General features: G+C 70.3%; 16 protein-coding genes. 9 read left to right on the top strand and 7 right to left on the bottom strand.

Annotation, left to right across the window (positions count from 1 at the left end):
• Window positions 1–127: 127 nt before the first annotated feature.
• Together AB0E90_RS43245 and AB0E90_RS43240 are read right to left on the bottom strand one after the other, a co-directional pair.
• Window positions 128–865 carry a DUF2071 domain-containing protein gene (locus AB0E90_RS43245; RefSeq protein WP_360418153.1) on the bottom strand — a complete coding sequence of 246 codons (738 nt, stop codon included), beginning with the start codon at window positions 863–865 and terminating at the stop codon, window positions 128–130.
• Window positions 865–1,635 (bottom strand): aminoglycoside 3'-phosphotransferase, encoded by a 771-nt coding sequence (locus AB0E90_RS43240; RefSeq protein WP_360418152.1) that lies wholly within the window; start codon window positions 1,633–1,635, stop codon window positions 865–867. The genes AB0E90_RS43245 and AB0E90_RS43240 overlap by 1 nt, the downstream gene beginning before the upstream one ends.
• 94 nt (window positions 1,636–1,729) lie before the next feature.
• On the opposite strand from AB0E90_RS43240, the gene AB0E90_RS43235 reads away from it, so the two are divergent.
• Complete coding sequence (locus tag AB0E90_RS43235; RefSeq protein ID WP_360418213.1) at window positions 1,730–2,392, top strand: HAD family phosphatase; 663 nt, start codon at window positions 1,730–1,732, stop codon at window positions 2,390–2,392.
• On the opposite strand, the gene AB0E90_RS43230 is transcribed toward AB0E90_RS43235, so the two are convergent.
• Window positions 2,361–4,889, bottom strand: coding sequence for an ABC transporter permease (locus AB0E90_RS43230; RefSeq protein ID WP_360418151.1), 2,529 nt, complete (start codon window positions 4,887–4,889; stop codon window positions 2,361–2,363). The genes AB0E90_RS43235 and AB0E90_RS43230 overlap by 32 nt on opposite strands.
• Entirely contained in the window at window positions 4,889–5,641 is a 753-nt protein-coding gene (locus AB0E90_RS43225; RefSeq protein ID WP_360418150.1) for an ABC transporter ATP-binding protein, read from the bottom strand. The genes AB0E90_RS43230 and AB0E90_RS43225 overlap by 1 nt, the downstream gene beginning before the upstream one ends.
• A 277-nt stretch (window positions 5,642–5,918) precedes the next feature.
• Here AB0E90_RS43225 and AB0E90_RS43220 point away from each other — a divergent pair, with 277 nt between their 5' ends.
• Both AB0E90_RS43220 and AB0E90_RS43215 read left to right on the top strand, forming a co-directional pair.
• Window positions 5,919–6,404 carry a hypothetical protein gene (locus AB0E90_RS43220; RefSeq protein ID WP_360418149.1) on the top strand — a complete coding sequence of 162 codons (486 nt, stop codon included), beginning with the start codon at window positions 5,919–5,921 and terminating at the stop codon, window positions 6,402–6,404.
• 11 nt (window positions 6,405–6,415) lie between these two features.
• Window positions 6,416–7,231 carry a DUF4097 family beta strand repeat-containing protein gene (locus tag AB0E90_RS43215; RefSeq protein ID WP_360418148.1) on the top strand — a complete coding sequence of 272 codons (816 nt, stop codon included), beginning with the start codon at window positions 6,416–6,418 and terminating at the stop codon, window positions 7,229–7,231.
• Window positions 7,232–7,608: 377 nt separating this feature from the next.
• Here the strand turns inward: AB0E90_RS43215 and AB0E90_RS43210 are convergent, their stop codons facing one another.
• Together AB0E90_RS43210 and AB0E90_RS43205 are read right to left on the bottom strand one after the other, a co-directional pair.
• Window positions 7,609–8,523, bottom strand: a complete 915-nt coding sequence (locus tag AB0E90_RS43210; RefSeq protein WP_360418147.1) for a response regulator transcription factor — start codon at window positions 8,521–8,523, stop codon at window positions 7,609–7,611.
• Window positions 8,524–8,539: 16 nt separating this feature from the next.
• Window positions 8,540–9,502 (bottom strand): PD-(D/E)XK nuclease family protein, encoded by a 963-nt coding sequence (locus AB0E90_RS43205; protein WP_360418146.1) that lies wholly within the window; start codon window positions 9,500–9,502, stop codon window positions 8,540–8,542.
• Window positions 9,503–9,656: 154 nt separating this feature from the next.
• Between AB0E90_RS43205 and AB0E90_RS43200 the strand changes: the two genes are divergently transcribed.
• The 3 genes from AB0E90_RS43200 (at window position 9,657) to AB0E90_RS43190 (ending at window position 12,366) form a co-directional block, all read left to right on the top strand.
• A complete protein-coding gene (locus AB0E90_RS43200; protein ID WP_360418212.1) occupies window positions 9,657–10,742 on the top strand; it encodes a site-2 protease family protein in 1,086 nt (361 codons plus the stop codon).
• A 50-nt stretch (window positions 10,743–10,792) separates the two neighbouring features.
• Complete coding sequence (locus tag AB0E90_RS43195; RefSeq protein WP_360418211.1) at window positions 10,793–11,710, top strand: tRNA (adenine-N1)-methyltransferase; 918 nt, start codon at window positions 10,793–10,795, stop codon at window positions 11,708–11,710.
• A gap of 65 nt (window positions 11,711–11,775) precedes the next feature.
• Entirely contained in the window at window positions 11,776–12,366 is a 591-nt protein-coding gene (locus tag AB0E90_RS43190) for a hypothetical protein (RefSeq protein WP_360418145.1), read from the top strand.
• 137 nt (window positions 12,367–12,503) lie between these two features.
• Here the strand turns inward: AB0E90_RS43190 and AB0E90_RS43185 are convergent, their stop codons facing one another.
• Window positions 12,504–12,797 carry a ferredoxin gene (locus AB0E90_RS43185; protein WP_360418144.1) on the bottom strand — a complete coding sequence of 98 codons (294 nt, stop codon included), beginning with the start codon at window positions 12,795–12,797 and terminating at the stop codon, window positions 12,504–12,506.
• Window positions 12,798–12,971: 174 nt separating this feature from the next.
• Between AB0E90_RS43185 and arc the strand changes: the two genes are divergently transcribed.
• From arc to dop, 3 genes are all read left to right on the top strand, one after another.
• Window positions 12,972–14,750: a proteasome ATPase gene (gene arc / locus AB0E90_RS43180; protein ID WP_360418143.1), complete on the top strand. Its 1,779-nt coding sequence runs from the start codon at window positions 12,972–12,974 to the stop codon at window positions 14,748–14,750.
• Window positions 14,751–14,813: 63 nt separating this feature from the next.
• Window positions 14,814–16,112, top strand: coding sequence for an acyltransferase (locus tag AB0E90_RS43175; RefSeq protein WP_360418142.1), 1,299 nt, complete (start codon window positions 14,814–14,816; stop codon window positions 16,110–16,112).
• Between the two features lie 28 nt (window positions 16,113–16,140).
• On the top strand, window positions 16,141–17,658 hold the full coding sequence (dop, locus tag AB0E90_RS43170; protein ID WP_360418141.1) for a depupylase/deamidase Dop: 1,518 nt from the start codon (window positions 16,141–16,143) through the stop codon (window positions 17,656–17,658).
• Window positions 17,659–17,772 lie beyond the last annotated feature (114 nt).

Below are 17,772 nucleotides of genomic sequence, written 5' to 3'. Positions count from 1 at the left end.
TCGCGCTGCGCTTATGGCGGGCGGTGACGGTCTGCTGTGGGGGGTCGCCGGGCCGGTGGGTCGCGACGGTCCGGAGTGGCGCCTGGCCGGGCGCTGCGGGCGGGACGGCCGCCGTGTGTTCGGGGACTCAGATTCCCGTACCCCTCAAGGGCTTGCCGAATTTGACGTCGACGCCGGGGGAGTAGAGCACGCTGACCGGAGGGCCGTCCGGGGCGGGCAGGCCGGTGGCGGTGATCAGCTCGTCGTCCAGGTGCAGGAGGGTGGCGCGGTGCAGGGGCCAGCGTGGGTGTTCGTTGGGCAGGTGGATCGTGCGGCCCCAGGCGGTCGTGTGCAGGCCCCAGCGGGCGGTGACGAAGTGTTCCAGCACGGAGGGTTCGGCGATTTCCGCGCCGATGCGCACGGTGAGGGCGCTGCTCGCGCCGCGCGGTGGCGGCCAGCGGCGCTTCGAGGTGTACGAGATGACGTCGTTCTCGCGGTTCAGCCGCATCTTTGCCCACATGTAGGGCAGGCGCAGCGACAGGCGGGCCGTCAGCACCGGGAGCAGGCGTTCCGCGTCCAGGGAGAGGAAGACGACGGCGCGGTGGCCGTTGGCGTCGACGCTGTAGAGGCGCACGTTGGTCTCGCCGAACGTGCCGAAATAGGGCACGCCGGGCCCGTTGAGGAAGCCGACGCCCACCATCCGGAACGCGATCAGGCCGATGTAGGTGACGCCGTCCAGCACGTCGGGCCTGGTGCCGGCGGGCAGCAGCGGCGCGATCCGCTCGGGAGCGACCGGCCAGTGCAGGAACGTGAGGTCGGCCCAGCGCTGCACGAGGATGGAGCGCCGCACCGGGCGGAGGGTCTCGGGGGTGACGTCCTCGATCATCAGGACCCCAGGTCCCAGAGCAGGCGGTAGTAGGCGATCCGCTCCTGGTCCGGCTCGACGCCGTAGGTCCGGAAGAACAGGTCCTCCCAGCCGGGACCGTAGTTCCAGCCGAGGCTCCAGGACGCCACCGCCAGGTCGGCCCAGCGGTCGGCCACCCCGAGCGAGGCCATGTCGACGTGGGCGATCCACGTGCCGTCCGCGCCGAGCAGGGTGTTCGGGGCGCACGGGTCGCCCTGGCAGACGACCAGGCGGTCGACCGGCGGCGGGTTCTCCGCTCGCCGCCACGCCTCATCGATGCCCAGGTCACGGTGGATCTGGTGGGCGTCGGAGAGGTCGCGAGGGCTCTTCGCCAGGCGGCTCTCGACACCCCAGTCAAACGGGCATTCCTTGACCGGTACGGCGTGGTGCAGCTGTTTGAGGCCCTCGGCGATGGCCGTCACCGCCTCTTCCTTCGACCAGCGCTCGTCCACCGCCGACCAGCCGTCGATCGCCCTGGTCTGGAGCCAGACCCCGGTCTCGTCGGCGCCGGTGCTGACCACCTCGGGGACCGGGGTGTACTGCCGCACCCAGGCGAGGCGCTCGGCCTCACGCGCGAGCGGCAGCCCCGTGCCTTTCGGCGCAAACTTCACGAAATAGCCGTCGCCGACGCGATAAGTCAGGCCGCCGAGGACATTTCGCCAGATTGGGGTGAGGGGGCGACCTGCGGCTATCGCGCGGACCGCGGCGGGTATCTCGATCTCGGCGCCGAACCGAGTCTCCGGGGGATGCACAGGGGTCAACTCTGCCACTTGTGTCACACGACGTGCCGGAGACCCGTCCCGGCGGGAAGAATCGGGGGCGATGAACTCACAACGACCTGCCGCGGTGCTCTTCGACATGGACGGCACGCTGGTGGACAGCGAGAAAGTCTGGGAGATCGCGCTGCACGAGCTGGCCGCCTGGGCCGGTGGCACGCTCTCGCCCAAGGCGCGGGCCGCCATGGTCGGCGGCAGCATGAAGCAGAGCATGCAAATCTTCCGGGACGACCTCGGCCAGCCCGACCGCCCCGAGGAAGCCGACGTGAAGTGGCTGACGTCGCGGGTGTTCAACCTGTTCCGCGAGGGCCTGGTGTGGCGACCGGGCGCGGCCGAGCTGCTGCGCGCGGTCAAGCTGGCCGGCCTGCCCACCGCCCTGGTCACCTCGACCGGCCGCATCCTGGTCGAGGCCGCTCTCGACACGCTCGGCCGGGAGAACTTCGACGTCGTGGTCTGCGGCGACGAGGTCAGCATGCCCAAGCCCGACCCGGAGCCGTACAAGACGGCGGCCGCCCTGCTCGGCGTGCCGATCGACCAGTGCGTCGCGATCGAGGACTCGCCGACCGGCGTGGCCAGCGCGCTCGCCTCGGGGGCGGTCGTGCTGGCCGTGCCGGCCGAGCTGGAGCTGCCGCCGACCGACGGGGTCCACCTCCGGCGATCGCTCGTCGGCGTGGACCCCGCCTATCTGACCCAGTTGCTGGTCAGTCGGCAGCTATTGCGGCCAGCACGTTGAGCCGGGCCGCCTTGATCGCCGGCAACACCGACGCCAGCACGCCGACCAGCGCGGCCAGCACCAGGTAGAGGCCCATCCCGCCCCACGGCAGCACCAGCTTGGTGATGCCGTCGTCGTTCAGGGCCCGCACCACCGCCGCGCCCAGCCCGGAGCCGACCACCACCCCGAGCAGTGCGCCGAAGACCGAGATGACCACCGCCTCGACCGTCACCATCCGCATGGTCTGGGAGCGGCTCAGGCCAACAGCCCGCAGCAGGCCCAGCTCACGGGTGCGTTCCAGCACCGACAGGGCCAGGGTGTTGACCACGCCGAGCACCGCGATGAGGATTGCCAGCGCCAGCAGCACCTGCACCATGGTGATGACCGTGTCGAAGTCGGACACCTGCTGGTCGATGAAGGTCGTGCGGTCGGTGGCGGACACCTCCGGGCTGTCGGCCACCAGGGCCTTGATGCCCGGGAGCACCTGCGCGAGGGTGGCGCCGTCGTCGAGCCGGACGAACCCGAAGTTCGGCTGCGGGATGCCGAAGTCCTTGGTCGCCGCCGCCGGGAGCAGATAGTTGGCGGGAAGGGTGTTCTCCTGGTAGATCGCGCTGACCGTGTAGCGCCGCTCGTCGCCGCGGGACAGCTGGACGGTCAGCACGCTTCCGATCTGCCACTGGTGGTCGGCAGCGGTCTCGGAGCTCACCACGATCTGATCGTCCGCGAGTTTCGGCAGCGGCGCCGCCCCGTACGTGTCGGTCAGCTGGGCCAGATCGTCGGTCGCGGTGACGTACTCCAGCTTGCCGTTGATCTGGGCCTGATCGTTCCAGATGCCGGCGACATTGCGGACGCCCGGTTCCTGCCTGGCCTTCTCGAGCACCGCCGGGTCGAAGGTCGGCGGCCGCGGGCCGTTCTGGTCGCCGCCGATCACGATCTGCGCCTTGATCGTGTCCTCGGCCTGAGCGGCGAGGCTCGTCTTGGCCGAGTCCATCACCACGGTCACACCGGTGACCAGGGCGATGCCGACCATCAGCGCGGCCGCGGTGATCGCGGTGCGGCGCGGGTTGCGGCCCGAGTTGAGCCGGCCGAGGCGGCCCGGCACCGACCAGGAGAACAGGCGGCCGAGCAGGCTCACCACCGGCCGGGCGATCAGCGGCGTGAGCAGGGCGACACCGATGAAGCTGACCAGCACGCCACCGAGGATCAGCCAGAGGCCGCCCGACCCGTAGAGACCGATGGCCAGCATGGTGCCGCCGGCCGCGCCGACCACGGCGCCGGACACGCTGACCTTGGTCAGCGGGCGGTCCGGCGTGGCCACGTCCTGCATCGCCGCGACCGGGGAGATGCGCGACGCGCGCAGCGCCGGCAGCACCGCCGCGACCACGGTGACCAGCACGCCGACGATCAGCGAGCTGAGGATCGCGGACAACGGCACGCCGACCGTGGCCATCTCGAAGCCGTCGTTGAGCGACGCGAACAGCTCGCCCAGCGCGGCCCCCACGCCGACCCCGGCCCCGAGCCCGAGCAGCGCCGCGACCAGGCCGATCACCACCGCCTCGAGCAGCACCGAGCCGATCACCTGGCGCCGGCTCGCGCCGAGCGCCCGCATCATGGCCAGCTCCCGGGTCCGCTGCGCCACGATGATCGAGAACGTGTTCAGGATCAGGAAGATCCCGACGAACAGGGCGACGCTCGCGAAGCCCAGCAGGATCTTGTTGAAGAAGCCGAGGAACTCCTTGAGGCCCGCGGCGTTGTCGTCGGCCAGTTGCTGACCGGTCTTGACGTCGTAGCCGGCGCCCAGCTTCTGCGAGATCTGGTCGCGCAGCTGCTCCGGCGTGACCCCCTCGGCGGCCTTCACGTCGATCGAGGTGAACTCGCCGGTCTTGCCGATCATCAGCTGCTGGGCGACCGGCTCGGTGAACGCGACCTCCTGCGAGCCGCCGATCGAGTCCTTGTCGCCCTGGTAGCCCCAGATGCCGACGAGCGTGAACAGCTTCTTCGGTTCGAGAGTGAGCACGCCGACCCGGTCACCGATCTTGAGATTGCCCTGCTTGGCGATCAGCGCGTTGACCGCGATCTCGTCGTCCTTCTGCGGGCCGCGACCCGCGCGCAGTTTCAGCAGGTCGCTCTCGCCCACCCAGTTCTCGCCGAGCCGGGGTGGGCCGGTGCCGGCCAGGACCTTGCCGTCGGAGCCGATCACGCGGGCGCCGTCGGCGTTGACCATGCCGGTGGCGCTCTTCACCCCGGCGACATCGCGGACCTGCGCCACCGCGGCCGCCGGGAGGGCGGACTGGACCTGCTCGCCCTCCATCTCGGACACCTGGATCTTCGGCTTGGCCGCAACGGACACGTCGGTGCCCGCGAACGCGGTGGCGAACAGCTGGTCGAACGAGCGCCCCAGCGTGTCGGTCACCACGAACGCGCCGGCCACGAACATCACGCCGAGCACCACGGCCAGCCCGGAGAGCACCAGCCGCAGCTTGCGCCCGAGCAGGCTCTTCAGCGTCGCGCGCAACATCAGACCAGCACCTCGCCCGACTTCATCGCCTCGAGCACCGTCTCCGGCGTCGGGTCGGCGAGCTCGTGCACGATCGCGCCGTCGGCCAGGAAGATCACCCGGTCGGTGTAGCCGGCCGCCACCGGGTCGTGGGTGACCATGACGATCGTCTGGCCGTGCTCGCGCACGCTGTCGCGCAGGAAGCCGAGCACCTCGGCGCCCGACTTCGAATCGAGGTTGCCGGTCGGCTCATCCGCGAAGATCACGTCCGGCCGCCCGACCAGGGCCCGCGCGCACGCCACCCGCTGCTGCTGGCCGCCGGAGAGCTGACTGGGGCGGTGGCTCAGCCGGTCGCGCAGGCCCACGGTGTCGATCACCGTGTCCCACCACTCGCGGTCGGGCTTGCGGCCGGCGATGTCCAGCGGCAGCCGGATGTTCTCCGCCGCGGTCAGCGTGGGCAGCAGGTTGAACTGCTGGAAGATGAACCCCACCCGGTCGCGGCGCAGCCGGGTCATCGCCTTGTCGCCCAGCCGGGTCACCTCGGTGCCGCCGATGTGCACCGTCCCGCGGCTGACCGTGTCCAGCCCCGCCAGGCAGTGCATCAGTGTCGACTTGCCGCTGCCGGACGGCCCCATGATCGCGGTGAACTTCCCGCGCGCGAAGCTCGCGCTGACCCCCCGAAGCGCAACGACCTGCGCCTCCGCCTTCCCGTAGACCTTCCAGACCTCTTCGGCGCGCGCCGCCATCGGCTCCAGCACCTTGGTCTCGCTCATCTCGTCCTGCCCCCTAGCCCGTGCGGTCCCGCCCCCGTCTGGCCGGGCCGACCGAATCCCCACTTGTGGTCCGGCCGGGCTTTCGCCCGGCCGGCAGGGCTCAGTCTTCCGGCGCTGCAGGCGCGAAACGTCCGTCCACAGTCGGAGGACGACGCGAGATTTCGGTACGGGGTGAACCCCAGGTGACGTCAGGGACCACCCTGAGATGTCATCAGTGCCGTCAGATCGACGTCGTTTGACACTTGACTGACGTCATCCATGACGTCATAGTGGTGACATGGACCTGACGCCGTACCTCGAAGCCCTTCGGGCCGACCTCGCTGCCGCCGCGGCGCCGGGCGGTCCGGAGACCACCCGGGCGGCCGAGATGCTCGGCCACTCGCTGGAGGCGTCCGCCCGGCTGGCGCTGCTCGAGGCGCTCTCCGACGCGGCCGCCGAGATCACCACCCGGCTCACCGACGCCACCGTCGAGGTGCGGCTGCGCGGCCGTGAGGCCGACCTTGTGGTCACCCGCACCGCGCCCGAGCAGCCCGACCTGCCGCCACCTCCGCCGACCGGCGGCGAGGGCGACCTGACCCGCCTCACCCTGCGGATGGCCGAGTCGCTCAAGACGCACGTCGAGCAGATGGCCGCCGCCGAGGGCGTCTCGGTCAACGCGTGGCTGGTCCGCGCCGTGACGTCCTCCCTCACCTCCCGCAACCAGCCCCAGCCGGGCCGGAGCGAGCGCTCCGGCAAGCGCATGACCGGCTACTTCCAGGCCTGAGAGGAATTCCGATGTACGAGTTCGACCACTCCACCCCCGTCACGCTCGTCCTGCGCGCCCAGGGCGGTCTCGTCGAGATCACCGCCGAGGAGCGAGCGAGCATCCAGGTCGACGTGCAGCCGCTCGACAGCAGCGAGGCGGCGCAGGATGCCGCCCAGAAGACACGCGTCGAGCTGGACGACGGCACCCTGCTCATCCAGGCCCCCGGCAGCGAGCACTGGCTGTGGCGCCGCACCCCGAAACTCCGGATCACCGCGCGGGTGCCGATCGGCAGCAGCCTGCACGCCAAGAGCGCCGCGGCCGACCTGCGCGCCACCGGCGTCTACTCCGCCGCCCATATCACCGCGGCCTCCGCCGACATCGACGTGGCCGAGGTGACCGGCGACGCCCACCTCGACTCGGCCAGCGGCGACATCGTGGTCGGCCGGGTCGGCGGCGGGCTGCACATCAAGAGCGCCTCCGGCGCCCTGCACATCGGTGACGTCACCGGTGACGTCAACGCGCAGACCGCGAGCGGCAACATCCGCGCCGGCAGCCTCGAGTCCTCGGTGCGGGCCGGCTCGGCGAGCGGCGACATCGGCGTGGGTCGCCTGCGCCAGGGCCAGGCCAGCGTCAAGACGGCGTCGGGTGACGTCCAGGTCGGGGTCGCCGCCGGTTCCGGCGTGTGGATGGACCTGAGCACCGCGTCGGGCCGCTCGACCAGCGACCTGACCGCGACCGGTGACGTCCCGCCGGCCGACAACCCAATCACCCTGGAGCTGAAGATCCGCACGGCCAGCGGCAACATCCACGTCCACCGCGCCGTCGACACCGCCAAGGCCGCCTGATGTTCCCCGCGTCGCTGTTCGACCTGGAGCTGGCCGCTCACACGCTGCGCCACCGCCGGCTGACCAGCTCGCGCCGCACCCGGCCGGCCCAGCCCGAGTGGCCCCGGAGCCGAGGCCCGACCCCGAACCCCCGCCGACACTGACCGCCCGCGCCCGGTGCTCCCACCGGGCGCAGCGGCATGTCCCCCCGGCCTCGGCGTCCTCGCCGCGCCGCGCCGGGCCGCGCCGCGCCGGGCCGTGTCGCGCCGGGCCGTGTCGCGCCGGGCCGTGTCGCGCCGGGCCGTGTCGCGCCGGGCCGTGTCGCGCCGGGCCGTGTCGCGCCGGGCCGCGGTGCAGTGGGCAAGATCGGTGCCGAGCAGGGCGGCCGAGCAGGGTGTTCAGGTGCCGGGCTTCACCAGGCCGGTCTCGTAGGCCAGGACCACGGCCTGGGTGCGGTCGCGGAGGCGGAGCTTGGTCAGGACGTGACCGACGTGCGTCTTGATGGTTGTCTCGCTCACCTGCAGGGCCATCGCGATCTCCGAGTTCGAGTGGCCGCGGGCCACGTGCACCAGGACCTCGCGCTCGCGCTCGGTCAGGGTGTCCAGCTTCGAGGTCACGGTGGTCTCGGGGGCCGGCAACGCCTCGGCCACCCGGACCAGGATGCGGGCGAGCACCGGGGGAGTGATCACCGCGCCGCCGGTCGCCACCGCCCGCACCGCGGTGATCACCTCGGCGGCCGGGGCGTCCTTGCGCAGGAAACCGGCGGCGCCGGCCGCGATCGCGGCCAGCACGTGCTCGTCGCTGTCGTGGTCGGTGAGGATCAGCACCCGCACCGGCAGGCCGGCCCCGGTGACCGCCCGCGCGACCGCGTGCCCGTCGAGGCGGGGCAGCGCGATCTCGCAGATCAGCACGTCGGGCAGCAGCCGCCGGGCCAGCTCGACCGCCTCGGCGCCGTCGCCGGTCTCACCGACCACGACGATCTCCGCCACCGGGCCACGAGCGCCGTCGTCCGGCGCCGCGGCGCCGTGCGCGCCGTCGTCCCGCGCTGAGGCGCCGTGCGCGCCGTCGTCCCGCGCTGAGGCGCCGTGTGCGCCGTCGTTCCGTGCTGCGGCACCGCGCGCGCCGTCGTCCCGTGCTGCGGCGCCGTGTGCAAGGCCGGGTTGCGCCGCGGGGCCGGACCTCGGGGCCAGGACCATGCGCAGGCCGGACCGGTGCATCGGCGCCGGGTCCGCCAGCAGCACGCGCAGCGGTCTGGCCGCTGTCTCGCTCACCCCGCCGAACCGCCCCTTCGCCACCGTGCCCGCCGCGCTCACCCGGCAGGTCTGGGCGTCACCCTAGGCGATCGTCGTCGGCGGGGGTGATGTCGACGCGGATCACCTCGGTGGTCGGGAACGGCGGCGGGGTGCCGCCGAACTCGGGACACCGGGCCTGGTGGTTGCACCAGCCGCACAGGCGGCTCGGTTTCGGGCGGAAATCCTGATTCTGCTTGGCCAGCTCGATCGCCTGCGACAGGGCCACCAGCGTGCGCTCGAAACGCTCCAGCTCCTCGGCGTCGGGGCTGTAGTCGCAGACCTCGGCATCTTTCAGATAGAGCAGGCGCAGCACCCGGGGGACCACTCCACGGGTGCGCCACAGCACCAGGGCGTAGAACTTCAGCTGGAACAGCGCCCGGCCCTCGAACGCCTCGCGCGGGGCGCCGCCGGTCTTGTAGTCGACCACGCGCAGGTCGCCGGCGGGGGAGACGTCGAGGCGGTCGATATAACCCCGGATCAGCAGCTCGTCGTCGACCAGCGTCGACACCAGGGCCTCGCGCTCGGCCGGCTCGAGCCGCTGCGGGTCCTCCACCGCGAAATAGCCCTGGAGCAGGGCGGCGGCGCCGGCCAGGAACGCGGCCAGGCGCGACGCCTCGTCGTCGGAGGGGGCGGCGGGACCGGTCGCGTCGGCCTCGGCGATCAGGGCGGCCTGGTCGATCAGAGCCGGCCGCACCGGGGCGGCGAAGATGTCGGTCAGGCGGGGCTCGGTCTCCAGCAGCGCCTGCCAGGCCGGCTCGACCAGGGCCTCGGCGGCCGCCGGCGTGCGCTCAGCCGCCGGCAGATCGAACAAGCGCTCCAGCACGGCGTGCACCAGCGTGCCCCGGGCCTGGTCGGCGCTGGGCTGCTCGGGCAGCTTGTCGATGGTGCGGAAGCGGAACAGCAGCGGGCAGGTCTTGAAGTCGGCCGCCCGCGACGGCGACAGCGATGGACCCGCCGGTGAGTTGCCGGGCGGGGGCGGGGAGACCGTCTGTGCCGTCATGGGGAAGAGGCTAGGGCAGGGGTACGACGAAAACGCGGGGCGACCCCACTCAGCGGGCTTACGTAGCATCTAGCGCGTGGAGCAGCAGAGCGCGTCGCAGCCGACTCGACGACCGGGCCGGCCGGTCGGTCACGTGCTGCGCATCCCGGTGTACATGAATGGCTCGATGCTGCTGCTCGCCGTGCTCGTCACCGTGGTCTACGGCAACTGGGTGCGCTCCGAGCTCGGCCTGCCCGACCCGCTGGGTTACCTGGTCGGCCTGTGTTTCGTGGGCTGCCTGCTCGGCTCGGTGCTGCTGCACGAGCTCGGGCACGCGCTGACCGCCCGGCGCTACCGGATCGGCGTCCGCGGCATCACCCTGGAGCTGCTCGGCGGCTGGACCGAGATGGACCGCGACGCGCCGTCGCCCAAGATCGACGCCCTGGTGAGCCTGGCCGGTCCGGCGGTGTCGCTGCTGCTCGGCGGCGCGGCCACGGCGGCCACTCTGGCGCTGCCCGACCGCACCCTCGCCGACCAGGTCGCGTTCCAGCTGGCCGCCAGCAACCTGCTCGTGGCGATCTTCAACGTGCTCCCGGGGCTGCCGCTCGACGGTGGCCGGGCGCTGCGGGCCGGGCTGTGGGCGCTGATCAAGGACCGCAACCGGGCCACCGAGGCGGCCGCCTGGTCCGGGCGGATCCTGGCGTTCGTCTGCATGGTGGTCGCGATCTGGCTCTACCGGCTCGAGTTCATCACCCTGTTCGGCCTCGCGTTCGTGCTGCTCGTGGTCTTCACTCTGTGGCAGGGCGCGGGCCAGTCGATCCGGCTGGCCCGGATGACCCGCCGGTTCCCCCTGGTCGACCTGGCCGTCCTGGCCCGCCCGCTGCTGACCGTCCCGGCCGGCACCCCGCTCGGCGAGGCCCAGCGCCGCCGCTCCGAGGACCCGAGGCCGAACGTGGTGCTGGCGGTCACCGACTCGGCCGGTAATCTCACCGCACTGGTCGACCCGGTCGCCGCCGAGCGGGTTCCGGTCGACCGGCGCCCGTGGGTGGCTGTGGACTCCGTGTCCCGCTCTCGCGACGCCGTGCCCGCGCTCCCGCTCGGGCTCAGCGGCGAGCAGGTGGTGCGCGCGCTGCAGGCCCAGCCGGCCGGGCAGTACGTGGTGACCTCGGGCGAGGATGTGGTGGGTGTGCTCCGTGTCGGAGACGTCGCCAACATCCTGGAGCCGCGCCGGCTGAGAAGATCAGCGCCCCAGAAGCCGTGAAGAGAGAAGAGTTAGTGACCAGTTCGCCTGCCACCGTCGTCGAGGATTCGATGCCTGCTCACCACGGGCCGTTCCGGGCGGGTGACCGAGTCCAGCTCACCGACCCCAAGGGGCGGATGCACACGATCGTGCTGGAGCCGGGCAAGTCGTTTCACACACACCGTGGCGCCCTCGACCACGACGCCATCATCGGGCTGCCCGAGGGCAGCGTGCTGAGCTCGGCCGGCGGCACCCAATATCTGGCGCTGCGCCCGCTGCTCAGCGACTACGTGCTGAGCATGCCGCGCGGCGCCCAGGTGATCTACCCGAAGGACGCGGCGCAGATCGTGGCGATGGGTGACATCTTCCCGGGTGCGAAGGTTCTCGAGGCCGGCGCCGGCTCCGGCGCGCTGAGCTGCTCGCTGCTGCGGGCCGTCGGCAGCAGCGGCGAACTGCACTCGTTCGAGCTGCGGGAGGATTTCGCGGCGATCGCCCGCAAGAACGTCGAGGCGTTCTTCGGCAGCCCGCACCCGGCCTGGCACCTGCACAACGGCGACGTCGCCGACTGCACCGAGACCGGTTTCGACCGCATCATCCTGGACATGCTGACCCCGTGGGAGACGCTCGACATGGTCGAGCGCGCCCTGGTGCCCGGCGGCGTCTTCATCGGTTACGTGGCGACCACGCCGCAGCTGTCGGAGCTGGTGGAGGCGCTGCGCGAGCGGGGCGGGTGGACCGAGCCGCGCGCCTGGGAGTCGCTGGTCCGCGACTGGCACGCCGAGGGCCTCGCGGTGCGTCCCGACCACCGCATGGTGGCGCACACGGCGTTCCTGGTGTCGGCGCGCAAGCTCGCGCCGGGCGTCACGGCCCCGCTACGGCGGCGCAAACCGAGCAAGGGCGCCGAGGCGTACGCGTTGCGCCGCGCCGCTCAGGCGGCGCTCGCGGCCGAGGCGGAGCGGATCGACGAGGGACCCGCACAAGCGATGTGACTCGGGCCGCCGCATTCGGGTAGCTTCCAAGGGGCCTAAAACACGGGGAGGATCGGGTGGGAGCGATGAGTTCTCCGCCGTTCGGCGGCAGTAACGAGATGCCGGCGGTCTTCCCGGACTGGTCTCCTTACCAGGATCTCGACTCGGCGGCCCGCGCCTACCTGCGTGACCCCGAGGTCGCTCTGGACGCCCTGTTCGGGGTGCTGCGCGGCGCCTCGGTGCTGTGCTTCACCCTCGAGCGCTTCGTCAACGAGGTCAACGGCGTCTGGCAGGAGGTCGTCATCTGTGACGGCAGCCGCCTGGTGCTGTGGCACGGTGAGGATGTGGCGCCCGGGGACGGGCCGGTCGGCTCGATGACCTCGTCGCTGCGGGTGGTGCCGCTCTCGACGGTGACCGAGGTGGGCTGCCGCCGGCGGCTCACCCGCACCCCCAACGGGCAGGCCCGGGTCGACAGCATCGACGTCTACCTGCTGCTCAGCTCGATCGACGACGCGGTGCCGCCACCCGGCATGGACGAGGGCGAGGGCCGCACCGCGCTGCGGCACGACGCGCTGCGGTTCGGCAAGACGCTGGACGACGGCGGGCCGGGGCAGATTGCCCGTCTCGAGGAGTTCAGCCGCGTTGTCGCCTCGTTGGTGGGCCGGCCGACCCTCTGAGTCTTTTGAGCCTTCAGTCCGCTCAAGGGTGGTGGGCGGGGCGGCGGACGTTTATTTCGGGGATGTGACATTTTCCGCGTTTTGGGGACGGTCGGCCGAAGGTTCGGCGGCTGAAACGACGGACCCCGGGAAGTCTTTCAGTCGGCGTCCGGGCCGGCCACCTCGACGTCGTCGGCGGACCGCACGACGTGGATGCAGTCGCCCGGGCACTCCTTGGCCGAGTCGATCACCTCGAGCCGCAGGTGGGCCGGCACCCCCGTGCGCGCTCCGGGGGATTGCAGCAGCTCACCGGCCTGATCCTTGACGTAAGCAAGGCCGTCGATGTCGAACTCGAAGACCTCCGGTGCATATTGCACGCAGAGCCCGTCACCGGTGCACAGGTCTTGATCGACCCAGACCTGAAGCTCCCCTATACCGGTCGGCGTCGACAACTGCAACCTCCTGAAAATGGTCCCGACCGACGGTACCGGATGCCCCCGACAACCAACTTGCCGCCACTGACCGAATGGATCAAGACTCGGTGACGAGGGTGTTGCATGGGTCGAAATCCCGCCCACAGCAGCTAGTGTTATCGCAAGACGTTCGAGCCCCCGGGGAGGTGGGACGTGGCACGTAGCGACGAGGCGGATTCACGCGCACGTTGGGAGAAAGAGGCCAACGATCTCTCCAGCCAGGTCGCGTTCCTGCAGGAGGAACTCGCCCTTGTTCGGCGGAAGTTGACCGAAAGCCCCCGACACGTCCGGCAGCTCGAGGAACGGCTCGCGGCAACGCAGGCGCAGCTGGCCCGACTGACCGAGAACAACGACCGGCTTGTGGCGACCCTCAAGGAAGCCCGGGCCCAGATCGTCACTCTCAAGGAAGAGATTGACCGGCTCGCCCAGCCGCCCAGCGGTTACGGCGTTTTCCTGGCAGCTCATGAGGACGGCACGGTCGACGTGTTCACCGGTGGCCGCAAACTGCGGGTGGCGGTGTCGCCGTCACTCGAGGTCGAGGAGCTCAAGCGTGGGCAGGAAGTCCTGCTCAACGACGCGCTCAACGTCGTCGACGCGTTCGGGTACGAACGCACCGGCGAGGTTGTGCTCCTCAAGGAGGTCCTGACCGGCCCGAACGGCGAGCTCGGCGATCGGGCCCTGGTGGTCTCGCACGCCGACGAGGAGCGCATCGTCTTCCTCGCCGACTCGCTCGAGATCAGCAAGCTCCGCGCGGGTGACTCGCTCATGATCGAGCCCCGTTCGGCGTACGCCTACGAGCGCATCCCCAAGAGCGAGGTGGAAGAGCTCGTCCTGGAGGAGGTCCCCGACGTCGACTACTCCGACATCGGTGGCCTGCACTCCCAGATCGAGCAGATCCGCGACGCGGTGGAGCTGCCCTTCCTGCACGCCGACCTGTTCCGGGAGCACCACCTGCGCCCGCCGAAGGGCATCCTGCTCTACGGCCCGCCCGGCTGTGGCAAGACCCTGATCGCCAAGGCGGTGGCCAACTCGTTGGCCAAGAAGATCGCCGAGCGGCGTGGCGAGGAGAAGCACACCAGCTACTTCCTCAACATCAAGGGCCCGGAACTGCTCAACAAGTACGTGGGTGAGACCGAGCGGCACATCCGCCTGGTCTTCCAGCGGGCCCGGGAGAAGGCCGGCGAGGGCACCCCGGTGATCGTGTTCTTCGACGAGATGGACTCGATCTTCCGCACCCGTGGCTCCGGCGTCTCCTCCGACGTGGAAAACACGATCGTTCCCCAGCTCCTCAGCGAGATCGACGGCGTCGAGGGCCTGGAAAACGTCATCGTGATCGGCGCATCCAACCGGGAAGACATGATCGACCCGGCCATCCTGCGTCCCGGCCGTCTCGATGTGAAGATCAAGATCGAGCGTCCGGACGCCGAGGCGGCCAAGGACATCTTCGCCAAGTACATCCTGTCGGAGTTGCCGCTCTCGACCGATGACCTGATCGAGCACGGCAACGACCGGGATGTCACGGTCGCCGCCATGATCGAGGCCGTCGTCCTGCGGATGTACACGGAAACCGAGGAAAATCGCTTCCTGGAGGTCACCTACGCCAACGGTGACAAGGAAGTCCTGTACTTCAAGGACTTCAACTCCGGCGCGATGATCCAGAACATCGTGGACCGCGGCAAGAAGATGGCGATCAAGGAGTTCCTCACCTCCGGGAAGAAGGGGCTGCGCCTGCAGCACCTGCTCGATTCCTGCGTCGACGAGTTCCGGGAGAACGAGGACCTGCCCAACACGACCAACCCGGACGACTGGGCCCGCATCTCCGGCAAGAAGGGCGAGCGGATCGTCTACATCCGCACGCTCGTCTCCGGTGGCAAGGGCGCCGAGGCCGGCCGCTCGATCGAGACGGCCAGCAACACCGGTCAGTACCTGTAAGGCAAGCAGCGGTTCGCGGGCGGCGGGGATCACCCTTCCGCCCGCGTTCTCGTTGCACCGGGCATGACCGCGCCCAATCCGGTACGCCTGGCCTGGCTCGATGCGCTCCGCGGCTATGCCGCCGTGACCGTCATGGCCTTCCACCTCAGCCCGCTCGTGCTCGGCAACGAGCGGCATCTCGCGGTCATGCGCCACATCGACCTCGGAAAGTACGGCGTGCTGCTGTTCTTCCTGGTCAGCGGCTACGTCATCCCGATGTCCCTGGAGAAGCACGGCAGCCTCGGCCGCTTCTGGATCGGCCGCCTCTGCCGCATCTATCCGGCATATCTGTTCGCGATCGCCTGCGTCGCGGTGCTCTGCACAGCCGGCTGGATGAGCTGGCAGGCTTCCCTCCGGCAGGAGACCGTCACCGGCGTCCTCGCGCACGCCACGATGATGCCCGACCTGCTCGGCCAGCGCGGCGCCGCCCGCGTCTTCTGGACCCTTTCCTACGAGATGACCTTCTACCTCGTCGTCTCCGGCCTGTTCGCCTGGAAACTGCACCGGCACAGCGCCTGGTGGGCGTCCGGCCTGGCTCTGCTGGCCTTCGTGCGGCTGCCGGACAACCTTTTCGGGGCCGACCCGGGGCAGCGCCGGATCACGGCCGCGATCCTGGTCGTCGTGATCGGGCTCAGCGTCCTCGCGTACGTCATGGACCGTTTTGTTCTTCTCGCCGGCGCCGCCGGCATCGCCTTCCTGCTGCTGCCCGCGTTCAACGGCCACGACACGAAGAACAGCACCGTGATCGCGAGCTGGCAGGGCCTGCTGCTGCTGGCGGTCATGTTCGCCGGCACCGTCATCTACCGGTGGCAGCACGGCCAGCTCGGCCGCCGGCCGGCGACCTTCGCCCTGACGACGGTCGCGCTGGGCGTGGTCGGAGCGCATTGGGCACACCTCGGCACGTACGCGGCGCTGCGCGTCTGGTCGGCCAACGTCGGCGCGGTCGCGGTCACGTTCCTTTTCGCGTACGCCATGAGAAACCGACCGGTTCCGGCGTTCCTCACCTGGCTGGGCCGGATCAGTTACTCGTTGTACCTTTTGCACGTGGTGCTGCTGATCCTGGTGCCGCGTATCGTCCCGGATATCGGGAACAGTGCCGGTGTGATCAGGGTCGCGGTCGGGGTGGCGTACGTGATCATCGCTCTTGGGGTGGCCTGGCTTGCGTACCGGATGGTGGAACTCCCGGGCCAGGCACTGGGCCGGAAGCTGACCGCCAAGCTTTTGCCCCCACCGGTTCCGGCGAGCCTGCTCGCCACTCAGCGTGCCGCCACGGCGACGGGGCAGGGGGAGAACGCGCGCAGAGCGTCTAGGCTCGATGCATGAGCAGCACCGGCAGGGGCGGAGTGGTCGCATGAGCGTTCGCAGGATCATGGGTACCGAGGTCGAGTACGGCATTTCGGTGCCCGGGCAACCCGGCGCCAATCCGATGGTGACTTCGTCGCAGGTGGTCAACGCCTACGGTGCCCGGCCTGAGCTCAACCGCAACGGGCGTGCACGCTGGGACTATGAAGAGGAATCGCCGCTGCGGGACGCCCGGGGGTTCACCTACTCCGGCGCCGCCTACGACCCGGCCGACGCCCTCGCCGACGAAGACCTCGGCCTGGCCAACGTAATACTGACCAACGGCGCCAGGTTGTATGTCGATCATGCGCACCCCGAGTACAGCACTCCCGAGTGCACCAACCCGCTCGACGTCGTGAAGTGGGACAAGGCCGGCGAACGGGTCATGGCCGAGGCCTCCCGCCGGGCCGCCACGATCCCCGGCACGCACCGGATCCAGCTCTACAAGAACAACACCGACAACAAGGGCGCATCGTACGGTTCCCACGAGAACTACCAGATGCGCCGGCAGACTCCGTTCGCCGACATCGTCGCCCACCTCACGCCGTTCTTCGTGACCCGGCAGGTGTTCACCGGGGTCGGCCGGGTCGGCATCGGGCAGGACGGCTCGGGCGCGGGCTTCCAGCTCTCCTCCCGGGCCGACTTCTTCGAGGTCGAGGTCGGGCTGGAGACGACGCTCAAGCGGCCGATCATCAACACCCGGGACGAGCCGCACGCGGACGCCGACAAGTACCGCCGCCTGCACGTGATCATCGGCGACGCGAACCTGTCCGAGATCGCCAGCTACCTCAAGATGGGCACCACGTCGCTGGTGCTCGCCATGATCGAGGAGAAGGTGTTCAGCGGCGACCTGGGCATCGCCGACCCGGTCAGCGAGCTCAAGTCGGTCAGCCACGACCCGACCCTGACCCACCTGATCCGGCTGCGTGACGGCCGCCGGCTCACCGCGCTCGACCTGCAGTGGGCCTACTACGAGCGGGCCCGCGCGTTCGTCGAGGAGCGGCAGGGCGACGACGCCGACGACCAGACGGCCGACGTGCTCGACCGCTGGGAGGACGTGCTCGACAAGCTCGGCCGCGACCCGATGCTGCTCTCCGACAGCCTCGACTGGGTGGCCAAGCTGCGGCTGCTCGAGGGCTATCGGGAGCGGGAAAATCTGGCCTGGTCGTCGCCGAAGCTTCAGCTGGTCGACCTGCAATATGCGGACGTGCGCCCGGAGAAGGGCCTCTACCACCGCCTGGTGGCCCGGGGCTCGATGAAGACGCTGCTCGCCGACGAGGACACCCAGAACGCGATGTACGAGCCGCCGGAGGACACCCGGGCCTACTTCCGGGGCCGCTGCCTGGCTCAGTACGCGTCCGAAGTGGTCGCGGCCAGCTGGGACTCGGTGATCTTCGACGTGGGCCGGGAGTCGCTCGTCCGGGTGCCGATGATGGAGCCGGAGCGAGGCACCAAGAAGCACGTGGGCGCCCTGTTCGACAAGTGCGAAAGTGCTAAGGACCTGCTCGAGGTCATTACGTCGCGCTGAGATTCGCTCACGCCCGGGCGTCGTTTTGTCACAGCCGCGCGGTAGGTTTGGCATACCCGATGTTGTGCGACTTCGGGTGGCTCCGCAGTGAGCTGGCTCAGAAGGGGGACATCC

Source organism: Actinoplanes sp. NPDC026619, from assembly GCF_040638295.1.
In the GTDB taxonomy this organism is placed as follows: Bacteria; Actinomycetota; Actinomycetes; order Mycobacteriales; family Micromonosporaceae; genus Actinoplanes.
Note: the sequence above shows the minus strand (reverse complement) of the source record. Positions and strands in the feature narration are given on the sequence as shown.

Excerpts from the sequence above, each read along its gene's own strand:
- AB0E90_RS43245 (WP_360418153.1), bottom strand. The coding sequence starts at position 865 with ATGATCGAGGACGTCACCCCCGAGACCCTCCGCCCGGTGCGGCGCTCC.
- AB0E90_RS43230 (WP_360418151.1), bottom strand. The coding sequence starts at position 4,889 with ATGTTGCGCGCGACGCTGAAGAGCCTGCTCGGGCGCAAGCTGCGGCTG.
- AB0E90_RS43225 (WP_360418150.1), bottom strand. The coding sequence starts at position 5,641 with ATGAGCGAGACCAAGGTGCTGGAGCCGATGGCGGCGCGCGCCGAAGAG.
- AB0E90_RS43220 (WP_360418149.1), top strand. The coding sequence starts at position 5,919 with ATGGACCTGACGCCGTACCTCGAAGCCCTTCGGGCCGACCTCGCTGCC.
- AB0E90_RS43215 (WP_360418148.1), top strand. The coding sequence starts at position 6,416 with ATGTACGAGTTCGACCACTCCACCCCCGTCACGCTCGTCCTGCGCGCC.
- AB0E90_RS43205 (WP_360418146.1), bottom strand. The coding sequence starts at position 9,502 with ATGACGGCACAGACGGTCTCCCCGCCCCCGCCCGGCAACTCACCGGCG.
- AB0E90_RS43200 (WP_360418212.1), top strand. The coding sequence starts at position 9,657 with ATGAATGGCTCGATGCTGCTGCTCGCCGTGCTCGTCACCGTGGTCTAC.
- AB0E90_RS43195 (WP_360418211.1), top strand. The coding sequence starts at position 10,793 with ATGCCTGCTCACCACGGGCCGTTCCGGGCGGGTGACCGAGTCCAGCTC.
- AB0E90_RS43190 (WP_360418145.1), top strand. The coding sequence starts at position 11,776 with ATGAGTTCTCCGCCGTTCGGCGGCAGTAACGAGATGCCGGCGGTCTTC.
- AB0E90_RS43175 (WP_360418142.1), top strand. The coding sequence starts at position 14,814 with ATGACCGCGCCCAATCCGGTACGCCTGGCCTGGCTCGATGCGCTCCGC.
- dop (WP_360418141.1), top strand. The coding sequence starts at position 16,141 with ATGAGCGTTCGCAGGATCATGGGTACCGAGGTCGAGTACGGCATTTCG.